The sequence below is a fragment of the Mesorhizobium sp. M0047 genome (genome assembly GCF_040323315.1).
Classification (GTDB): domain Bacteria; phylum Pseudomonadota; class Alphaproteobacteria; order Rhizobiales; family Rhizobiaceae; genus Mesorhizobium.
In genome coordinates this window covers 67,194-85,842 of sequence record NZ_JAMYUW010000002.1, presented here as the reverse complement: position 1 = coordinate 85,842, position 18,649 = coordinate 67,194, and the positions used below count along the sequence as shown (strand labels likewise).

Annotated in this window: 22 protein-coding genes and 1 pseudogene; 15 read left to right on the top strand and 8 right to left on the bottom strand. The window is 62.8% G+C overall.

What is annotated here, in order from left to right; genetic code table 11:
- Nucleotides 1–103: 103 nt before the first annotated feature.
- A complete protein-coding gene (locus tag NKJ89_RS02190; protein ID WP_023759648.1) occupies nucleotides 104–1,078 on the bottom strand; it encodes an adenosine deaminase in 975 nt (324 codons plus the stop codon).
- 133 nt (nucleotides 1,079–1,211) lie between these two features.
- Between NKJ89_RS02190 and ubiE the strand changes: the two genes are divergently transcribed.
- The 3 genes from ubiE to coaBC all read left to right on the top strand — a co-directional run bounded on the left by ubiE (nucleotide 1,212) and on the right by coaBC (nucleotide 5,196).
- A complete protein-coding gene (gene ubiE / locus NKJ89_RS02185) occupies nucleotides 1,212–1,988 on the top strand; it encodes a bifunctional demethylmenaquinone methyltransferase/2-methoxy-6-polyprenyl-1,4-benzoquinol methylase UbiE (protein WP_352599473.1) in 777 nt (258 codons plus the stop codon).
- A 70-nt stretch (nucleotides 1,989–2,058) separates the two neighbouring features.
- Nucleotides 2,059–3,633: a 2-polyprenylphenol 6-hydroxylase gene (gene ubiB, locus NKJ89_RS02180; protein WP_352599471.1), complete on the top strand. Its 1,575-nt coding sequence runs from the start codon at nucleotides 2,059–2,061 to the stop codon at nucleotides 3,631–3,633.
- A 93-nt stretch (nucleotides 3,634–3,726) separates the two neighbouring features.
- Nucleotides 3,727–5,196 carry a bifunctional phosphopantothenoylcysteine decarboxylase/phosphopantothenate--cysteine ligase CoaBC gene (gene coaBC / locus NKJ89_RS02175; RefSeq protein ID WP_352599469.1) on the top strand — a complete coding sequence of 490 codons (1,470 nt, stop codon included), beginning with the start codon at nucleotides 3,727–3,729 and terminating at the stop codon, nucleotides 5,194–5,196.
- A gap of 98 nt (nucleotides 5,197–5,294) precedes the next feature.
- Here the strand turns inward: coaBC and NKJ89_RS02170 are convergent, their stop codons facing one another.
- Both NKJ89_RS02170 and NKJ89_RS02165 read right to left on the bottom strand, forming a co-directional pair.
- A complete protein-coding gene (locus NKJ89_RS02170; protein WP_023759644.1) occupies nucleotides 5,295–5,870 on the bottom strand; it encodes an invasion associated locus B family protein in 576 nt (191 codons plus the stop codon).
- Nucleotides 5,870–6,082, bottom strand: a complete 213-nt coding sequence (locus NKJ89_RS02165) for a hypothetical protein (protein ID WP_156938556.1) — start codon at nucleotides 6,080–6,082, stop codon at nucleotides 5,870–5,872. Before NKJ89_RS02165 ends, NKJ89_RS02170 begins: the two co-directional genes overlap by 1 nt.
- Before the next feature lie 155 nt (nucleotides 6,083–6,237).
- Here NKJ89_RS02165 and NKJ89_RS02160 point away from each other — a divergent pair, with 155 nt between their 5' ends.
- Together NKJ89_RS02160 and NKJ89_RS02155 are read left to right on the top strand one after the other, a co-directional pair.
- Nucleotides 6,238–6,507, top strand: a complete 270-nt coding sequence (locus NKJ89_RS02160; protein ID WP_245266640.1) for a hypothetical protein — start codon at nucleotides 6,238–6,240, stop codon at nucleotides 6,505–6,507.
- A gap of 126 nt (nucleotides 6,508–6,633) precedes the next feature.
- Nucleotides 6,634–7,110 (top strand): NUDIX hydrolase, encoded by a 477-nt coding sequence (locus tag NKJ89_RS02155; protein WP_352599467.1) that lies wholly within the window; start codon nucleotides 6,634–6,636, stop codon nucleotides 7,108–7,110.
- Nucleotides 7,111–7,269: 159 nt separating this feature from the next.
- Here the strand turns inward: NKJ89_RS02155 and NKJ89_RS02150 are convergent, their stop codons facing one another.
- Nucleotides 7,270–8,370, bottom strand: coding sequence for an OmpA family protein (locus NKJ89_RS02150; RefSeq protein ID WP_352599465.1), 1,101 nt, complete (start codon nucleotides 8,368–8,370; stop codon nucleotides 7,270–7,272).
- Between the two features lie 184 nt (nucleotides 8,371–8,554).
- On the bottom strand, nucleotides 8,555–9,088 hold the full coding sequence (locus NKJ89_RS02145) for a GNAT family N-acetyltransferase (RefSeq protein WP_352599463.1): 534 nt from the start codon (nucleotides 9,086–9,088) through the stop codon (nucleotides 8,555–8,557).
- A gap of 198 nt (nucleotides 9,089–9,286) precedes the next feature.
- On the opposite strand from NKJ89_RS02145, the gene NKJ89_RS02140 reads away from it, so the two are divergent.
- Nucleotides 9,287–9,742: a DUF2214 family protein gene (locus tag NKJ89_RS02140; protein ID WP_352599461.1), complete on the top strand. Its 456-nt coding sequence runs from the start codon at nucleotides 9,287–9,289 to the stop codon at nucleotides 9,740–9,742.
- Between the two features lie 17 nt (nucleotides 9,743–9,759).
- Here NKJ89_RS02140 and nth read toward each other — a convergent pair whose 3' ends face one another.
- A complete protein-coding gene (gene nth, locus NKJ89_RS02135; protein WP_352599460.1) occupies nucleotides 9,760–10,554 on the bottom strand; it encodes an endonuclease III in 795 nt (264 codons plus the stop codon).
- Between the two features lie 22 nt (nucleotides 10,555–10,576).
- Here nth and NKJ89_RS02130 point away from each other — a divergent pair, with 22 nt between their 5' ends.
- On the top strand, nucleotides 10,577–11,071 hold the full coding sequence (locus NKJ89_RS02130; protein ID WP_352599458.1) for a DUF2244 domain-containing protein: 495 nt from the start codon (nucleotides 10,577–10,579) through the stop codon (nucleotides 11,069–11,071).
- 34 nt (nucleotides 11,072–11,105) lie between these two features.
- On the opposite strand, the pseudogene NKJ89_RS02125 reads toward NKJ89_RS02130, so the two are convergent.
- Nucleotides 11,106–11,204, bottom strand: a pseudogene (locus NKJ89_RS02125) (class I SAM-dependent methyltransferase); the annotation flags it as partial.
- A gap of 113 nt (nucleotides 11,205–11,317) precedes the next feature.
- On the opposite strand from NKJ89_RS02125, the gene NKJ89_RS02120 reads away from it, so the two are divergent.
- The 8 genes from NKJ89_RS02120 (at nucleotide 11,318) to NKJ89_RS02085 (ending at nucleotide 17,525) form a co-directional block, all read left to right on the top strand.
- A complete protein-coding gene (locus NKJ89_RS02120) occupies nucleotides 11,318–12,193 on the top strand; it encodes a methylated-DNA--[protein]-cysteine S-methyltransferase (protein WP_352599456.1) in 876 nt (291 codons plus the stop codon).
- Nucleotides 12,194–12,415: 222 nt separating this feature from the next.
- Nucleotides 12,416–12,886 (top strand): hypothetical protein, encoded by a 471-nt coding sequence (locus NKJ89_RS02115; RefSeq protein WP_023759633.1) that lies wholly within the window; start codon nucleotides 12,416–12,418, stop codon nucleotides 12,884–12,886.
- A 22-nt stretch (nucleotides 12,887–12,908) separates the two neighbouring features.
- Nucleotides 12,909–13,301, top strand: a complete 393-nt coding sequence (locus NKJ89_RS02110; RefSeq protein ID WP_352599454.1) for a hypothetical protein — start codon at nucleotides 12,909–12,911, stop codon at nucleotides 13,299–13,301.
- A complete protein-coding gene (locus tag NKJ89_RS02105) occupies nucleotides 13,268–13,780 on the top strand; it encodes a hypothetical protein (RefSeq protein ID WP_023759631.1) in 513 nt (170 codons plus the stop codon). Before NKJ89_RS02110 ends, NKJ89_RS02105 begins: the two co-directional genes overlap by 34 nt.
- Nucleotides 13,755–14,237, top strand: a complete 483-nt coding sequence (locus NKJ89_RS02100; protein WP_023759630.1) for a hypothetical protein — start codon at nucleotides 13,755–13,757, stop codon at nucleotides 14,235–14,237. The genes NKJ89_RS02105 and NKJ89_RS02100 overlap by 26 nt, the downstream gene beginning before the upstream one ends.
- Nucleotides 14,238–14,392: 155 nt before the next feature.
- Nucleotides 14,393–15,298: a ribokinase gene (locus NKJ89_RS02095; protein ID WP_352599452.1), complete on the top strand. Its 906-nt coding sequence runs from the start codon at nucleotides 14,393–14,395 to the stop codon at nucleotides 15,296–15,298.
- A gap of 1 nt (nucleotide 15,299) precedes the next feature.
- Entirely contained in the window at nucleotides 15,300–16,751 is a 1,452-nt protein-coding gene (locus NKJ89_RS02090) for an amidase (RefSeq protein WP_352599450.1), read from the top strand.
- 159 nt (nucleotides 16,752–16,910) lie between these two features.
- On the top strand, nucleotides 16,911–17,525 hold the full coding sequence (locus tag NKJ89_RS02085) for a LysE family translocator (protein ID WP_352599448.1): 615 nt from the start codon (nucleotides 16,911–16,913) through the stop codon (nucleotides 17,523–17,525).
- Nucleotides 17,526–17,581: 56 nt separating this feature from the next.
- Here the strand turns inward: NKJ89_RS02085 and NKJ89_RS02080 are convergent, their stop codons facing one another.
- On the bottom strand, nucleotides 17,582–18,523 hold the full coding sequence (locus NKJ89_RS02080) for a nucleoside hydrolase (RefSeq protein WP_352599446.1): 942 nt from the start codon (nucleotides 18,521–18,523) through the stop codon (nucleotides 17,582–17,584).
- Between the last annotated feature and the right edge of the window lie 126 nt (nucleotides 18,524–18,649).

The window sequence follows — 18,649 nt, the reverse complement described above, 5'->3', positions numbered from 1 at the left end:
TATGAGACGCGCCGCGCTTCAAGCTGCTTGAGCGAACCCTAGCGACAATGCGGCGGCCAAGGAACCGCCTGGCCCAACCCGACCACAGTTTTGTCGGCAGAAATCAGCGTGCCGCGCTGTTTAACCGGGCAAGAAGTGCTGACTTGGTTTTTTTGTCGACGAAAGCAGCTTCGATGGCGGTCCGGGTAACGGCGACCAGCGCCTTTTCGTTCATCGCGAAATGCTCGGCCGCGATGTCGTATTCGCGCTTCAGCGAGGTCCAGAAATAGGGCGGATCGTCGGAATTGAGTGTCACCTTGCAGCCGGCCGCCTGCAGCGCCGGAAACGGATGGTCGGCAAAACTGTCGAACACCTTGAGCGCGACGTTGGAGCCGGGGCAGCATTCGAGCACGACGCCCTCGTCGGCAATGCGCCGGACAAGATCCGGATTCTCGATGGCACGCACGCCATGGCCGATGCGAGAGGGACGGATGTGATCGAGCGCCGCCTGGACGGTCTCCCAGCCCGTCAGTTCGCCGGCATGGATAGTGATGCCGAGCCCAGCCTCGCGCGCGATCTCGAAAGCCCTGACATAGTCATCCATCTCGCCGATGCGCTCATCTCCGGCAACGCCGAAACCGGTGACCAGCGGGTGCTCGCAGCGCGCCGCGAAACGCGCCGCCTGCTCGATCGACTCGACGCCGACATGGCGCACGCCGGTGACGATCATGCGGCCCTCGATGCCGGTCTTTGCCTTGGCACGCGCCATGCCTTCGCCAAGCGCGTCGGTATAGGCCTTGGGCGAAAGCCCGGCCTTCCTTGCATGGTCCGGCGAGGTGAATATCTCGGAATAGATAGCCCCGTCGCGGGCAAGGCTGGTCAGATAATGATCGGCCAGCCGCGCATAGTCCTCCTCGGTCCGGAACAGATCGGACGAAAAGTCGTAAGCGGCGAGGAAGGACGTGAAATCGTGCCAGACGAACGAACCGTTCTGGATATAGGGCGAGGTGTCCTTGCCGTATTTCTGCGCTTGGCGGATGACTAGCTCTGGCGACGCTGCCCCTTCGATGTGGCAGTGCAGTTCCGCTTTCAAAGGCATTCAATCATCCCGTCGGTCAGTCCAGGTCTCGAAAACCGCCACCTGGAAGCGCGGCTGAACACCGCGCCTTAAACAATAGCGCCCACACTATCGATCGGCTATGGTCCCGCCGGTTTTATGACGGATCAAAAAAATGTCAGTTGAGAGAACCACGGCCACGGGCGGCATGGAAACTTCCTATGGTTTCAAGCGTGTAGGAGCTGGCGACAAGCAGTCTCTGGTCAACGATGTTTTCCACAAGGTCGCCAACCGCTACGACCTGATGAACGATCTGATGTCGGCCGGCCTGCACCGGCTGTGGAAGGATGCCATGGTGACATGGCTCAATCCTCCAAAAAGGATCGGCTGGCGCGTGCTCGACGTTGCCGGCGGCACCGGCGACATCGCCTTTCGCATCGTCGATGCCAGCCACGGCAATGCCCATGTCACGGTGCTCGACATCAATGGCTCGATGCTGGCCGTCGGCCGCGATCGCGCCGAAAAGAAAGGCCTGTCCGGCAACACCGATTTCGTCGAGGCCAATGCCGAGGAACTGCCCTTCCCTGACGCCTCATTCGACGCCTACACCATCGCTTTCGGCATTCGCAACGTGCCGCGCATCGATGTCGCGCTCAGCGAAGCGTTTCGGGTGTTGAAGCCGGGCGGGCGATTCCTGTGCCTTGAATTTTCCGAAGTCGAGATGCCGCTGCTCGACAAGGTCTACGAAGCTTGGTCATTCAACGCCATTCCGAAGATCGGCAGGATGGTGACCGGCGACGGCGAGCCCTATTCCTATCTGGTCGAATCGATCGCCAGATTTCCCAACCAGCAGAATTTCGCGACGATGATTTCCCGCGCCGGCTTCGATCGCGTTTCCTTCCGCAACTATTCCGGCGGTATTGCCGCGCTTCATTCGGGCTGGAAGCTTTGAGGCCGGGGCGCATTTTTCACATTCGACATGCGCTATGCCGGTTCGAAGAGCCGGCAGAACGAGCGCGGCCATGAGCACCGCCAGCGCTGGATTTCGGCTTATGCGCGCCGGCTGGGTGCTTATGCGCGAGGGCGTCGTTGCCGCCTTGCCGGGCGACGAACTGTCCGGCCTGCCGAGATTCGGCTGGCGGCTGGCGCGGCTGTTCACCCGCCGACGCGCGCTTGCCTATGAGCGCAGCGACCGGCTGGCCAAGGCGGTCGTCCGGCTCGGACCGTCCTATGTCAAGCTCGGCCAGTTCCTGGCGACACGGCCCGACGTTGTCGGCAACGACATGGCGCTCGATCTCGCCATGTTGCAGGACAAGATGCACACCTTCCCGAAGGTCGAGGCTATCGCGGCTATCGAGGCTTCGCTCGGGCGCAAGATCGGCGATCTCTATTCGCAGTTTGGTGATCCGGTCGCTGCCGCCTCCATCGCCCAGGTCCATGCCGCCGACGCGGTCCATGACGGCGTTACCACCAAGGTGGCGGTCAAGGTGATTCGGCCGGGCGTGCGCCGCCGCTTCTTCCAGGATCTCGAAAGCTATTTCCTCGCCGCCCGCCTGCAGGAAAAATACATCCCGTCATCCCGTCGCCTGCGGCCGGTCGAGGTCACCGAGACGCTGGCGCAGACCACCAAGATCGAGATGGATCTTCGCCTCGAGGCGGCCGCGCTTTCCGAGCTCGGCGAAAGCACCAGGAAGGACCCCGGCTTTCGTGTGCCATCTGTCGACTGGGAGCGCACCGGCCGCGATGTGCTGACGATGGAATGGGTCGACGGCGTCAAGATGAACGACATTGCTGGCCTCGAAGCCGCCGGCCATGACCTGAAGGCGATCGCCGCCAACCTCATCCAGTCGTTCCTGCGCCACACGTTGCGTGACGGCTTCTTCCATGCCGACATGCATCCGGGCAACCTCTTCGTCGAGGCAAACGGCACCATCGTCGCCGTCGATCTCGGCATTGCCGGACGCCTCGGCAAGAAGGAGCGCCGGTTCCTCGCCGAAATCCTCTACGGCTTCATCGTGCGCGACTATCTGCGCGTCGCCGAGGTGCATTTCGAGGCCGGCTACGTGCCGCGCCAGCACAATGTCGCGGCCTTCGCGCAAGCGATCCGGGCGATCGGTGAGCCGATCCATGGCCAGCCGGCCGAGACCATTTCGATGGCCAAGCTTTTGACGCTGCTATTCGAGGTGACCGAACTCTTCGACATGGCGACGCGGCCGGAACTGATCCTGCTGCAGAAGACCATGGTGGTGGTCGAAGGTGTCGCGCGCACGCTCGACCCGGCCTTCAACATGTGGAAGACGGCCGAACCGGTGGTAAGCGGCTGGATCGCCGGTAACCTCGGGCCGCGCGGCATGATGCTCGATGCGCGCGACGGCGCCAAGGCGCTGCTGACGCTCGCCCGCCAGGCGCCCGAGCTTGCGGCGCGCACCGATCGCCTGTCGCGCGAGATCGATCTGATGGCCGAGCACGGCCTGCGCTTCGACGAGACCACCGCGCGCGCCATCGGCAAGGCCGAGGCGCATTACAGCCGCTCCGGCCGTCTGGCGCTGTGGGTGATCGCGCTGGCGCTGGTCTATATCGCTTGGAAGATCGTCTAGTACTTAGTCGCTTCGGACTCCGAGGCTGCAATTTGCGCCAATTTGATTGCATTGCTATCATTGCATTCGCCCATCTCAGCCGAGTGCAATCACATGGCCAGCATCACGATCCGCAACCTAGACGATGAGGTCAAGGGGCTGCTGCGCCGGCTGGCGGCGGAGAACGATCGCTCCATGGAAGAACAGGCACGGGTGATGATCCGTGCCGCCGTTGATGGGCAGATCGGCCCGGTGGGTCGCATCGACCAGATCGAGAAGACGCTGCGCGAACTGACCATTGCGCACGGAGCGGCGGTCCCCGCTAACGCACCGGCAGGCAAGAGGCTGCAGCACGGTCTCTCCGGCAAGCGCATCCTGCTCATCATCGGCGGCGGCATCGCCGCCTATAAGGCGCTCGATCTGATACGTCGGCTGCGCGAGCGTGGGGCTGCGGTTCGGGTGGTTATGACATCCGCTGCACAGGAATTCGTTACCACGCTGTCGGTCGGCGCGCTCTCCGCCGATCATGTCTTCGCCGACCTGTTCGACCGCCAGGACGAGCACGATGTCGGTCATATCAGGCTGTCGCGCGAGGCCGATCTGCTGGTGGTGGCTCCCGCCACCGCCGACCTTATGGCCAAGCTTGCCAATGGCCACGCCAACGATCTTGCCTCCACCGTGCTCATCGCCACCGACAAGCCTGTGTTGATGGCGCCTGCCATGAACCCCAGGATGTGGGCGCATCCGGCCACCCGCCGCAACCGAGCGACGCTGCAGAAGGACGGCATTGCCTTCGTCGGCCCGGCCAAGGGCGAGATGGCCGAAAGCAACGAGGCGGGCGAAGGCCGCATGGCCGAGCCGCTGGAGATCGTCGCCGCCATCGAGGCGCTGCTCGATGTCGGCCCCAAGCCGCTGTCGGGGCGCAAGATCATCGTCACCTCCGGCCCGACGCATGAGCCTATCGACCCGGTGCGCTATATCGCCAACCGTTCCTCCGGCAAGCAGGGCCATGCCATCGCCGCGGCACTGGCGAGACTCGGCGCCGATGTCCGTCTCGTCTCCGGCCCGGTCGGCATTGCCGATCCCGCCGGTGTCAAGACCATCCATGTCGAACGAGCGCAAGAGATGCGCGATGCGGTCGAACAACTCCTGCCCGCCGACGCGGCGGTGTTCGTCGCCGCGGTTGCCGACTGGCGCAGCGAAAATTCGGCCGGTGAGAAGATCAAGAAGGTTGCGGGCGAAGGGCCGCCGGTGCTGCGCATGATCGAGAACCCCGACATTCTCGCCGGGATTGGGCATCACAGCCAGCGACCCGGCCTTGTGATCGGCTTCGCCGCCGAGACACAGGATCTCTTGCGCAACGCCGAGGCCAAGCTGCGGAAGAAAGGTGCCGATTTCATCGTTGCCAACGACGTGTCGCAGTCCAGCGGCGTTGGCCCTTCAGGCGTGATGGGCGGCGATCGCAATCGGGTGCGGATCGTATCGAAGTCCGGCGTCGAGGAATGGCCCGAGATGAGCAAGGACGAAGTGGCGGCGCGGCTCGCCGCCCTGATCGCCGAAAGGCTGAAAACGATCGTCGTTTGAGCCGACGCGAAGACGTCCGGCCACTGCGTTCTGCTGCGGCGACGCACCGCCTTCAAGCGCCGCGCTTCAGGTCCTGCGGCTCCACATGACCTTTGCGGTCAATTGGTCAAAAGCTCCGCGGTTCGGGCAAGCGCGCCGGCGAAGCCGTTGAGCGGAATGGAAAAGCTCACCGCCTGTCCGGTGTCGGCCGCGAAGGCATCGATCTTCAGTGTGGTGCCTGACTTCAGCAGCGGCGTGACCGTCGCATCGAGCGCCACCGGTACCAGACATCCGACGACCTGGCAGGTGTTGAATGCCAGGGTGCCGTCCAGCTTCTGGTCGTCGATGGACAGACTGACCCCCTTGGCCAACGCCAGCCCGAACGGCAGTGCAAGCGTTCCCGTGGCGTCCTCGCCGGTCTTGCTCGACAGCTCGATCGCCAGCAGGCGCTGGTTGGTTTGCTTGTTGAATTGCTGATGCGACAGACTGCAGATCTTGGTCGTGCCTGATATCTGGCAATTGACGGTCCAGTCGCCATGGGTTTCGGACAGGGCGGACGCTCCACCAGGCAACTGCGGCGCATCGGCGGCGGGCGGCGCCGCCACCTTGTCGCCCTTGGTCTGCGCCGCCGCGGCCGGCACGCCGATGGCACAGGCAACACCCAGCATCGCCATGAGATACGCGTACTTCCTCATCAAGTCCTCCCGCCCGGCTCCGCCTCGGGCCAGAAGCTGACCTTGAGAGACGCGCTGATCGCGTTCTGTTTAACCGTTTCGCCGAAGGCGCCATCATACCCGACGGCCACCATTGACGCATCCAGCACAAGGCTGACGCCGACCCGATAGAGCGGCGAATCGACGGCCTCCGTCAAGTGCAATGCGGGGTTGCCGGGCAGATTCTCCGCCACCGAGCGGGGTCACCCAACGGTCGACAAGCCGATGTCGCTTGGAACGGCGCCTGGATATGGCACGGCCGGGCAGATGCCCTATATTAAGGCGAGGATTTTTGCGCGGGAATGAATGGATGTTAGCACTTCGACCATCAATGATTTTCAGGTCGGCAATGCTGGCCACGGCAATGCTGGTGGGCGCTTGCCTGCCCACTTTCGCGCAAGCCATCGATTCCGCCGCCGGCGACAACGCGTTGATTCGGCAGAACGACCTGCAAATTCTGGAAAACAGGATACAGCGCCAACAATTCCAGCAGCAACAGCAGCAGTATCGCGCCCAGGACCGCCAGATCGTTCAGCAACCGCCACCGATGGTGCAGCAACTCAATCCAAGCTGCCAGACGCAGATAATCGGCACCACCGCGGTGCGCAATTGCCGCTGACATCCAGTCGTTTTTCGTTTATTTAGCCGACTTATGTATTCGGAGTGCCCTGCGGCACAAGCGAAATGTTTGGTTTGCAACGATGCCTGGTCGCGGCTATGCGGCATTGCATCGACTGGATGACGAATGGCAGCCCCCAAGAAAAAGGCCGTCCGCAAGGCAAAGAAGGGCGACAGGATCCGCCAGGTGGCGGCTATTCCCTTTCGGCTGAACGCGCGAGGCGATATCGAGGTCATGCTAGTCACGTCGCGAACCACCAGGCGCTTCATCGTCCCCAAGGGATGGCCTATGAAAGGCAAGAACGGACGCAAGGCGGCGACCATCGAGGCGCAGGAGGAAGCTGGCGTGCTCGGCAAGACGCTGAAGCAGCCGGCGGGCATCTATTCCTACTGGAAGCGGCTGGCCAACCGCTTTGTCCGCGTCGACGTCATCGTCTACCTGCTTGAAGTGACCGAGGAACTGGGCGACTGGCAGGAAGCAAAACGACGCCAGCGGGCCTGGCTGACGCCGGCCGACGCAGCCATGCTCATCGATGAACCCGACCTTTCGACGCTGGTGAAAACCTTGAAGGTCCCCCAGCCCGTGGCGGTCGATCAGGCCTAGAGCAAGATCAATCAGGCCCCGAGCAAAGAGCTCCGAGCCTCACTTGTCGGCCGCCGCCCGCGCCACCCGCGCCTTCGCGCGGACGCCTCCATGCTCGAGCAGGCGAGCCTCGCGGCGGACGCGCTGTCGTAGAACGCGTTTCTCGTTGGTAAGGCTCGCTCAGTTCAACTTGACCAGAACCACTCGGCGGTTCTTGGCGCGGCCCGCGTCGTCATCATTGCTGGCGACAGGCGCCATCATGCCGGCGCCGGCCGCGGTGAGCCGCGCCCCGTCGATGCCGTATTTCGCCACTAGCGCTGCCTTGACCGCTTGTGCCCGTCGCGACGAGAGGTCGAGATTGTAGTCGAAGGCGCCCTGGTTGTCGGTGTGGCCGACGACGATCACGGCCATCTTCGGCTCGTTGGCCAGCAGCGTCGAAATTTCCTTCAGTGTTGGTTCCGACTCCGGCTTGATGTCGGCCTTGTCGGTGTCGAAGAAGATGCCGTAGAGCGAAATGCTGCCGGTGGCGGAAAGGGAATCCGCCATCTTGGCCGCCTCGATGACCACCATCTTCTTGTCGCGTGCCTTGGGTTCCAGCACCTGGACAATCGCCATGGTGCGGCCGTTGAGCTCCTTGCAGTAGAGATCGCCGGTCATCGAATAGGTCTGCACGGTCACATAGGCGTCGCCGCCTTCCTGCGGCACCTTGGCCGAGAAATAACGCTGGTCATTGATGCCGGAGGTCAGTGCGCAGGCGCCATTGGAGAAGGCTGCATCCTTCAGATCGCTCTCATGAAAGGAATACATCGTCAGGCTCATATCGCCACCGCCGCCACTCGACGAACGGTCGGCAGCGCCGCCGCATTCCTCCTTCTTGCATTCGAACAGGATTTCGCCGCCAGCTGCTGCAATCACATCCTGATAGTTGCGCAACACTTCGAGCGGCGAGCGCTCGGCCGGCAGCACATAGGCAATGCGGGTCAGGGCGCCTTCGACCTCGGCCTTCTTGTCAGGTGCGAAGACACGATTGTTCATCGCATCACGCGCGTCCGGGTCGGCGCTCGGCTTAAGTGGCGACAGCGGCACGCTGAAATCGGTGAAGGCTAGTTTCTCATAAGAGACGATGAATGAGCCCTCGTAGCGCTTGGCGAGATGGTTGTCGGCGGCGCCCTTGATATCGGCCGTCGGCACCGTCGCGTCGGCAGCGGCCAACCGCAATGTCAGCACGAGAACAAACCCCGCCCAGAAAAACACCATGGCTATCGTCTTGAATGCACGCATCGATCATCCCCCTTCGCACTATGATCGATGCTAGCAGACCGGGTATGTCCAGTCGATGACGCCGCCGAGAGCATGATGCCGAAAAGTGCGAAGCGGTTTTTCGGGCGACATCATGCTCTATCCCTTTAGCGTCAGATTCAGACCTCAGGTCGATTCGACCTGAGGTCTGACTCTGACGCTAAGGTCACCGCGCCAGCAGGATGGTCGGGGCGTTATGGTAAGTGGTCTGCACCACTTCCCGGTAGCCGCACTTTGCCGCAACCCTCAGCGAAGCGGCGTTCTCCGGATCGATGATGCAGACGGTCTTCGCCCGCCCGAACGCCTCTTCGCCCCATGCCAGCACGCGGCCTGCCACCTCGGTGGCGAAGCCTGCTCCGTGAACAGTCGGAACCAGCGCCCAGCCGGCCTCGGGAATGCCTTCGATGGACGGCTCCATATCGCGCTTCAGATCGTGAAAGCCGGCCTCGCCGATGAAACGGCCCGTCGCCTTCTCCTCGATTGCCCAGAAACCGTAGCCGAGCAACGACCACAGGCCGGCGTGACGCAGGAAGCGCATCCAGCTCTCTTCGCGCGTGCGCGGCTTGCCTCCGATGAAACGGGTGACGACGGGCTCGGTCCACATCGCGGCATAGGTGTCGAAATCGCCCAGCCGGTGCGCTCGCAGGATGGTTCGCTTCGTCTCGATGACCGGAGCGCTGGTCGCTTGTGGATTGTTCATGAGATCTGTCTCGCACGGATAGTCAGCGCTTAGCAAATAGCCGGCGCGGTGCAAGGGCCAGGGGCGATACGGGCCATCATCCACGCGCCGCTGCTGGGATTTTCGCGCGACGGTGTTACTTTGACCGCAGGCTGATTCAGCACCTGCCGACGCCTCCCCTTTTAGGCGCGGCGGTGCCGTCAAACCAAGGGATAGAGCATGGACACCACCGATCTTGTGCTTGCCATTGCCCATCATGTGCTGGTGTTTTCGCTGGCGGGGATCATCGGCGCCGAATTCGTACTGACCCGTGGCGATCTGGCCGCCGCGACGCTCAAGCGGCTCGCAGGCATCGACCGCCACTATGGCATCATCGCCGTGCTTATCATCGTCGTCGGCATCGGCCGTGTGTTCTATGGCCTCAAGGGCTGGGAATTCTACGTTTACAACTGGGTGTTCTGGGCCAAGATGACGGCGTTTGCCGTCGTCGGCCTGTTGTCGATCATCCCGACGATCCGCTTTGTTTCCTGGAACAGACAGGCGAGCGCCAGTCCCTCGTTCCAGGTGCCGGCGGCCGAGCTTGTGTCCGTGAAGAGCTACATCCGCGCCGAGGCCTTCATCTTCCTGCTCATCCCGGTCTTCGCGGCGGCGATGGCGCGCGGCTACGGCTATTAGAATCGCCGTTTGGGGAGTTATGCCGTTAATGCGAGCGGCGCGAGTTCGACCAGCGGTGCCGGCACATCGGTCGTCTTTACCTCTGCCTTGCAGATGTCGGCGATGATGCAGGCTGGGCAATCCGGCTTGCGCGCCTTGCAGACATAGCGGCCATGCAGGATCAGCCAGTGATGCGCGTGCCGCATATATTCGTCCGGGATGATCTTGAGCAGCCCCTGCTCGACCTGTTCCGGCGTATTGCCAGGGGCCAGCCCGAGCCGGTTGCCGAGGCGTAAAATATGGGTGTCGACCGCCATCGTGTGCTGGCCGAAGGCCATGTTGAGCACGACATTGGCGGTCTTGCGCCCGACGCCGGGCAGCTTGACCAATTCATCGCGCTCGTTGGGCACCTCGCCGCCATGGTCGCGGATCAACGCCTGCGACAGCGCAATCACATTCTTGGCCTTGTTGCGCCAGAGCCCGACGGTGCGGATATGCTCGCCGACCTTGGCTTCGCCCAGTGCCAGCATCTTCTGCGGCGTATCGGCGGCCCTGAACAGCGCCCGCGTCGCCTTGTTGACACCGGCGTCGGTTGCTTGCGCCGACAGCACCACCGCGACCAGCAGCGTGAACGCATTGACATGTTCGAGCTCACCCTTCGGCTCCGGCCGCTGGATCGAAAAGCGCCGGAATATCTCGTGCACTTCCGCCGGGCTGTAGCGCGAAGTGCGCCGCACCGGCTTCGGGCGCGGCTTGGCGTTCGACCCCTCGCGCCGGCCGGGCAGCAATTCTTTTTTGGACATGGAAGAATCTTTGGACTTGGGGCTCGCCATTTCCCTCCTATAATATCCTGCCATGAGCGACACAAACGCCTCGTTTCAGGCCGACGAACCATTCTTTCGCGCCCTGCTGACCCCGCACCGGTCGCTGGGCCGGACAGGCTTCTTCATCCTGATGGGCGCGCTGCTGTTCGGCTGGCTGGTGACAGGCGCGTTTTTCCTGTCGCGCGGCGCCTGGCCGGTGTTCGGATTCTTCGGCCTCGACGTGGCCGGTGTCTACATCGCCTTTCGCCTCAACTACCGTGCCGCCCGTGCACGCGAGGAAGTGTCGGTTTCGCGCACCAGCCTCGACATCCGCAAGACGGCACCATCCGGTAGATCGGAAGCGCATCGCTTCAATCCGTTCTGGACGCGGTTTTCAATCGCCCGTCATGCCGAGATCGGCATCACAAGGATGACGGTGGAAGGCCAAGGCCAGAACGTGCCGATCGGATCTTTCCTGGACCCGGACTCCCGAGAAAGCTTTGCCACTGCCTTTTCACGCGCGCTGGCCACAGCCAAGGCGCGCTAAAGCAACTCCGGGGAAAGCGTTGCGCGCTTTCCCCGAGCAGCGAATCCGGCATCCGGCTCTCCAGCGCCTTGGCGTAGAGCGTAATCAGCAAGGTTTCCTTGGCCCCGGTGAGAGCTACTTTTTCGCCAGCCATGAGCGACTCCTGGCTCAAAATCCGAGTCGATCTGGGTATGCGCGGCCAGAAGGCAAGTTTCGGGTGGCGGTCACCGCCCCAAGGGGCGATATTCCGGCTCAAGGAGATAGTCCATGAGCACACACACAGCGGTCCTCAAAAAGGACATCACGCCTGAAGGTAGCGACTACGAAATCGTGCGCCGCGCCATAGAGAAGATCAGCCTCGACTATCGCGATCAGCCTTCCCTAGAAGAGCTGGCAGAGGAGGTCGGCGAGACGCCGACCGGCCTGCAAAAGCTCTTCACCCGCTGGGCCGGCCTGTCGCCCAAGGCCTTCCTGCAGGCGGTGACATTGGATCATGCCCGCAGGCTGCTCGATTCAGGCATGCCGCTGCTTGAAACCTCGTTCGAATTGGGCATGTCGGGCCCTGGCCGGCTGCATGACCTTTTCGTCACCCACGAGGCGATGTCGCCGGGCGACTACAAGACGCGCGGCGCCGGGCTCACCATCCGCTACGGCTACCATTCCTCGCCGTTCGGCACGGCCCTGATCATGGCCACCGACCGCGGGCTTGCCGGCCTCGCCTTCAGCGACCCCGGCGAGGAACGTGCCGCCTTCGCCGACATGTCCAGCCGCTGGCCGAACGCCATCTACGTCGAGGACATGGCAGCCACCGGCCCCTATGCCGCGCGCATCTTCGACCCGACGCTGTGGCGTCCCGACCAGCCGCTGCATGTCGTCATGATCGGCACCGACTTCCAGGTTCGCGTCTGGGAGGCGCTGCTCAAGATTCCGATGGGCAAGGCGCGCACCTATTCCTCGATTGCCGCCAGCATCGGTGCGCCATCCGCCAGCCGTGCGGTCGGTGCGGCGAACGGCGCCAACCCGCTCTCTTTCGTGGTTCCCTGCCACCGCGCTATCGGCAAATCCGGCGACCTCACCGGCTATCACTGGGGATTGACGCGCAAGCGCGCTATCCTGGGCTGGGAAGCGGGACAGATGTCGTGAAATATCGATTTTTCGAGCTTTGCCGGAGAGATATATAGATACTGATAAATTGCCAAGTATAAGTGCGATATCCGCGTCAATTTTATTTCTTGCAACCGGGAGCAACCTCCGGTTTTCCTGTTTGTTGTTTTTAGCATTTATTTCAGTTAACTCAAAATTAACTACGACAAAGTGATGATGACCCCTATTAATTCGGGCGATCCGAATTGATAGGAGGTCTCGATGACATGGTTTCGCGCCGCCCTCGGCGCAGCAATGCTGTTTGCCTGTCTTGACCAACCCGTATTGGCCACGACGCAAAATGTCATTTTCAACGGCACGATCACGCCAACCTGCACGCTTGTCATTGCCACCAATGGCACGATGACAGTCAGCCCCGACCTGCAGTCACTCAGCTCTCACAACAGCGGCGGTTCTGCCGGAACCGTGACGCTGACGACAACCGGAGGCGTGTCGCTCAGCGTCGATCCGGTCACCACGACGACGGTACCTTCGGCGGACGTAACGTCGACGACCTGGACACCGACCTACTCCGCTGCGGGCACGCATTCTATCGTTGAAACCGGCTCGGCCACCAGCATCGGAACACCCGGCGCCGACCTCGTCTCGGTCAATCTCGCCGGCACCAAGGGTGGCAGCAACCGCTTCGCCTCCGGCAACTATCAGGCAACGGTAACGCTGCGCTGCGAATGACGCCGTAGCGATGGAGGGGTCCTTGAAACATGTTCGAATCCTGACGACGGCACTGGCCGTCGGATTGGCACCCATTGCCGCCGAAGCCCAGTCGATGTCGCCGATGCGTGGCGAGGTCAACAGCTTCAGTGACGCCTTCGCTGTCCGCATTTTCCCCGCCAATCCCTATGACCGGAAGATCCGGGTCGAAATCCACGTCTACGATCAGGATTTTCAGCCAGTAGACGCCAGGATCTCTCCGAAAGTCTTCCAATTGGCTTCGCAGGCTTCACGTCCTGTCCTTGTGGTCGTGCCTTTCGACGGTGCCCCCGAGCGTAAAGTGCGTATCTGTACCGAAAGCATCCCCTTCCCCAATCAACAGACGCAGATAAGGGCACAGATATGCGGAAAGTTCTTTGGGCGCCGCAAATCCTGATAGTCGCGCTCGCGGCTGCTTCGGCGGGCATCTCGCCTGCGGTGGCCGAGGATGTCTACAACCTCAACCAGAACGAGAGCGGTTTCAACCTGCCCGGCGTCACCTTGCCCCAGGGCCAGGACGAGGTCCATGCCGCGGACGGCACCACTTGCCGTTCCGCAGTCTCCGGCACCGGCGCCTATGTTGATCTCGGCGTCATCAGAGGTAACAGTCAGTCGGACAACAGCGTTGCCACCTATGGCCGGGTTGTGATCCCGATCGGGCGTACGCCGAAGCGCGTCGACTGCAGCCGGCTCTACGAACTCGAGGTCGACCGCCTGCAACTGGAACTGAAACTGCTGAAGATGGGCCTTGGCGCCGACGGCCAGACGGCGAGCGTGGCCGCCAGCGCTCCCGCGGCCGCATCACCCGGATGGGCAAACGAAGGCTGGAGCATCAGGACCGGAAACGGCGATGGCAAGAAAAAGAAGAAGAAATAACCGTGCGCTGCTTGCGATGGCAGCATTTGCCGGCTTCTGCCTTCCGGTGCAAGCGGCGATCACCGGCACCTGCACCATCATGGTCGGGACGTCGGGAACAATGACCGCAAATCCCGCTATCGGCATACTGGGCTCCAAACAGGCGGGTGGATCCAGCGCCAGCGCCACCATCGTGGCAAACTCACTGCTGTGCTCCTTGCTCAATCTGCTGGACTGCTATTCGGTTTCGGCGCCGGCGCCGGCCGCATTCACGTCCGCACCGAGCGGCGGCGACACCAACGTGACCTTCGCCTCAGTCTTCCGCCTCGATGGCTCGGGGGTCGACATCAACGGAAGTGCGCCGCAACGGGTCGTCAACGGCACTCACACCATGCAGGTCGACCTCACCGCCACCAAGTCGAGCGGTATCTTTCCCGCCGGCAACTATCAGGGAGCGGTCACTGTGCGCTGTGAATAGGCCATGACGCATCAAATCGAGGCGGACCCTTCGCGCGGTCTGGCAAGCTGCGGCCTTACAGGTTAGCTTTCGCGCACGATTGGAAACGACCTTCGCCCGCGCGGACCAACGAGGACGCTCCGACACTTTGAATTTGTACTGCCAGGAGGCCTTGCTTGATTATCGTCATCGGCTCGATAAACCTCGACCTTATCGCCAATGTCGACCGCCTGCCGCGCCCCGGCGAGACGGTGGCCGGCTCGGCCTTCACCACCGCGCCCGGCGGCAAGGGCGCCAACCAGGCGCTGGCCGCCGCGCGCGCCGGCGCCTCGGTGCGCATGGTGGGAGCCGTCGGCAAGGACAGCTTCGCTGCCGACGCGCTGGCGCTGCTGCGCGACGGCAAGGTCGACCTGTCCGGCGTCGCCGAGACCCACGCCTCGACTGGCACGGCGCTGATCATGGTCGGCGACGACGGCGAGAACATCATCGCCGTGATACCGGGCGCCAACGCGTCTGTGGTGCCCGGCGATCTCTCAAAGGCCTTTTTCAAACAGGGCGATGTCGTGCTGCTGCAGCATGAAATTCCGCTGGCGACCGTCGCAGCCGCCCTCGACCAGGCAAGAGCGGCCGGGGCCGTCACCGTGCTCAACACAGCACCCTTCCAGGGCGAAGCAGCCGGCTTTCTCGGCAAGGCGGACTATGCCGTCGCCAACGAGACCGAATTCGATCTCTATGGCGAAGCACTGTCACTGCAAGGCCGCGACCGGGCGGCGCGCATGCGCGACTTTGCCGGGAAAACCGGCCGCACCATCGTCGTCACGCTTGGCGGCGACGGCGTGATGGCGGCGACGCCAAGCGACTTCCTGACCGTTCCGGCACTGAAGATCACGCCTGTCGACACGGTCGGTGCCGGCGACACGTTCTGCGGCTATTTCGCCGCCGGTCTGTCGTCCGGCCTTACGCTCGAACAGGCACTGGCGCGCGCCGGCGCGGCCGGCTCGCTAGCTTGCCTGAAGCCGGGCGCTCAGCCGGCGATCCCGCTGGCCAAGGATGTCGATCAGGCGCTGCAGGAAACCCGTTGAGATGCTGCGCCCTCGGACAAAGCATGCCGTGACGCCGGCCGGTGACATCTGCCGCCTGTCCGCCATCGAGCTCGCCGACGCGATCCGCCGGAAGACACTTTCCGCGCGCGAGGTGGTCACGGCATTCCTCGACCGCATCGAGGCGGTCAATCCGCTCGTCAACGCCATCGTCTCTTTGCGCGATCGCGGCGACATCCTGCGCGAAGCCGATGCGGCCGATGCCCGGCGGCAAGCAGGTGTCGAAACCGGGGCGCTGTTCGGCCTGCCTATCGCCATCAAGGACCTCGCCTCGACCACGGGCCTCAGAACCTCCTTCGGCTCGCCGATCTTCGCTGACTTCGTGCCGCAAGACGACGATTTCTTCGTCGAACGCATCCGCGACGCCGGCGCCATCATCATCGGCAAGACCAACGTCCCCGAATTCGGGCTTGGCTCCAACACCTACAACACCGTGTTCGGGCCGACGCTCAACGCCTTCGATCCGGCCCTGACAGCCGGCGGCTCGAGCGGCGGCGCGGCGGTGGCGCTGGCGCTCGACATGGTGCCGGTCGCCGATGGCAGCGATTTTGGCGGCTCGCTGCGCAACCCGGCCGCCTGGAACAATGTCTTTGGCTTCCGCCCGTCACAGGGACTTGTTCCCGGCGGACCGGACTTCGAGGTCTTTCATGCGCAGATGGGCGTCGACGGACCGATGGGCCGCAGCGTTCGCGACATGGCGTTGCTGCTCGATGTGCAGGCGGGCTACCATCCGCAGGCGCCTTTGTCCTATGAGAAACCGACGTCATTCCTCGGAGGGCTTGCAGCAAAAGCGACTGGCGGCCGCATCGCCTGGTTTGGTGACCTCGGCGGTTATCTGCCGGTCGAACTCGGCATCCTCAGCCTGTGCGAGGCAGCACTTGGCCGCTTTGCGGATGCGTCCTTCCCCAGCGAACCCCTGCTGCCGGATTTCGATTTCGAAGCGTTGTGGCAGGCCTTCGTGACGCTGCGGCAAGCCAGCAGCGGCTGTGCGCTCAAGACACACTATGACGACCCCGCGAAACGCCGCCTGCTCAAGCCCGAAGCCATCTGGGAAGTGGAAAACGCGATACGGCTGACGGCGCCGCAGATCCGCGCCGCCTCCGTCATCCGCACCTCCTGGCATCGAACGCTGCTGTCGCTCTTCGACCGCTATGATCTCATTGCGCTGCCGACCGCGCAGGTCTTCCCGTTCGATGTAAGCACGCATTGGCCCCGTGAGGTCGCCGGACGCGCGATGGACAGCTACCACCGCTGGATGCAGGTATCGGCGTTCGCCACGCTGGGCGGCTGCCCGGCGGTCAACGTGCCGGTCGGCTTCGACGACAAGGGCCGGCCGATGGGCATGCAGTTGATCGGCCGGCCGCGCGGCGATCTCGCCGTGCTTAAGGCGGCGGCGGCCTACGAGGCAACGATGCCCTGGCAGGCCGGCGCCTGAGCAGCATCGCGGCGTTTCGCGCACCGGCTTGCACCGTCAGCGCTGCCATGCATTGATTATCCTCAGCTGCGCCGCATCGGCGGCATTCCTAGAGCATGATCCCGAAAAGTGGGAACCGGTTTTCGGAAAAGATCATGCTCCAACAAACAGGGAAAAATCATGTCGCTCGAACTCTACGCCGCCTATGTCGTCGCTTGCATCGTCATCATCCTGGTGCCCGGTCCGACGGTCACGCTGATCATCGCCAACAGCATCCGCCATGGCACCCGCGCCGGTCTCGCCAATGTCGCCGGCACGCAGGCCGGGCTTGCCGTGATGATCGCCATCGTCGGCATCGGCCTTAACACGCTGATTTCGGGCATGGGCCACTGGTTCGAATGGGTGCGGCTGATCGGCGCCGCCTATCTGATCTGGATGGGTGTCCAGATGTTCCGCTCAAAGGGCAAGTTGAACGCTGACGGGACCGCCAAGAAGCCGCGCGGGGGCTTCTTCCTGCAGGGTCTGCTGGTGGCGCTCAGCAACCCCAAGACGCTGATTTTCTTCGGCGCCTTCTTTCCGCAGTTCATTTCGCCACAAGGCAACTATTCGCTCCAGATCGCCGTCATGGGCCTCACCGCCATGATCTTCGCGGCCATGTCGGATTCGACCTATGCGCTGGCCGCCGGCCGCGCCGGACGCCTGCTATCGGCCAGCCGCATCAAGCTCATGTCCAGGATCAGCGGCAGCTTCATGGTCGGTGGCGGCCTGTGGCTGGCGTTCTCACGGTCGAAGTAGGACCGCCTCACCTTCTCCCCTTGTGGGTCCCATAAGGGGAGAAGGCAAAGAGGGCCCTAAAGCCGCCCCAATCTCTCCACCAGCAGGGCGAAAAACCCATCATGGTCGATGTCGCGCATCACCATGGCGTTCTTCGGCCGTTTGGTGACGCCCCACCAGTCGATCACGGTCATGCCCATGGTCAGTTCCGAGGCGGTTTCCACGCTGACATTGCAGTTGCGACCCCTGAAGAGTTCAGGCTTCAGAAGATAAGCGATGACGCAGGGGTCGTGCAGGGGTCCGCCATCGGTGCCGTATTTCTCCTCGTCGAAGCGCTCGAAGAATTCCAGCATTTCCGCGGTTGCGGTGCCGACCTTTGTGCCGAGCGCACGGAAAGTCTGCGTGCGCTTGGCGGTGGTCAGCGCCTTGTGGGTGACGTCGAGCGGCATCATCACGATCGGAATGCCGGATTTAAGCACGACATCGGCGGCATGCGGATCGACATAGATGTTGAATTCGGCGGCCGGCGTGACGTTGCCCCCTTCGAAGAAGCCGCCCCCCATCAGCACGATTTCCTTGATGCGCGGTGCGATGCGCGGCTCGCGGATCAGCGCCAGCGCAATGTTGGTCAGCGGACCGAGCGGGCAAAGCGTGATCGTGCCGCTCTCTTCCTTCATCAGCGTCTCGACGATGAAATCGACCGCATACTGGTCCTGCAGCTTCATCGTCGGTTCGGGGAGTTGCGGGCCATTGAGACCGGTTTTGCCATGCACTTCCTCGGCGGTGACCAGTTCGCGCATCAGCGGTCGGATAGCGCCGGCATAGACCTTGATATCCGGGCGGCCAGCCAGCTCGCAGATCTTGCGGGCATTCTTTTCGGTAAGTTTCAGCGGCACGTTGCCGGCAACGGCGGTGATGCCGACGATCTCCAGCTCGGAGCTGCCGAGCGCCAGCAAAATGGCGACGGCATCATCCTGGCCGGGATCCGTGTCGATGATGATCTTGCGTGATTGGGGCATTTCAATTCCTTGTTTGGCGAGGCCATGGACTTTGAATGGATCTGATCGAAACATCCAAACGACGCCGAAGCGGCCGCGAGCTGCCACGTCGAACCGCTCGACCTGGGAAGACAATCCCGGCCTGCG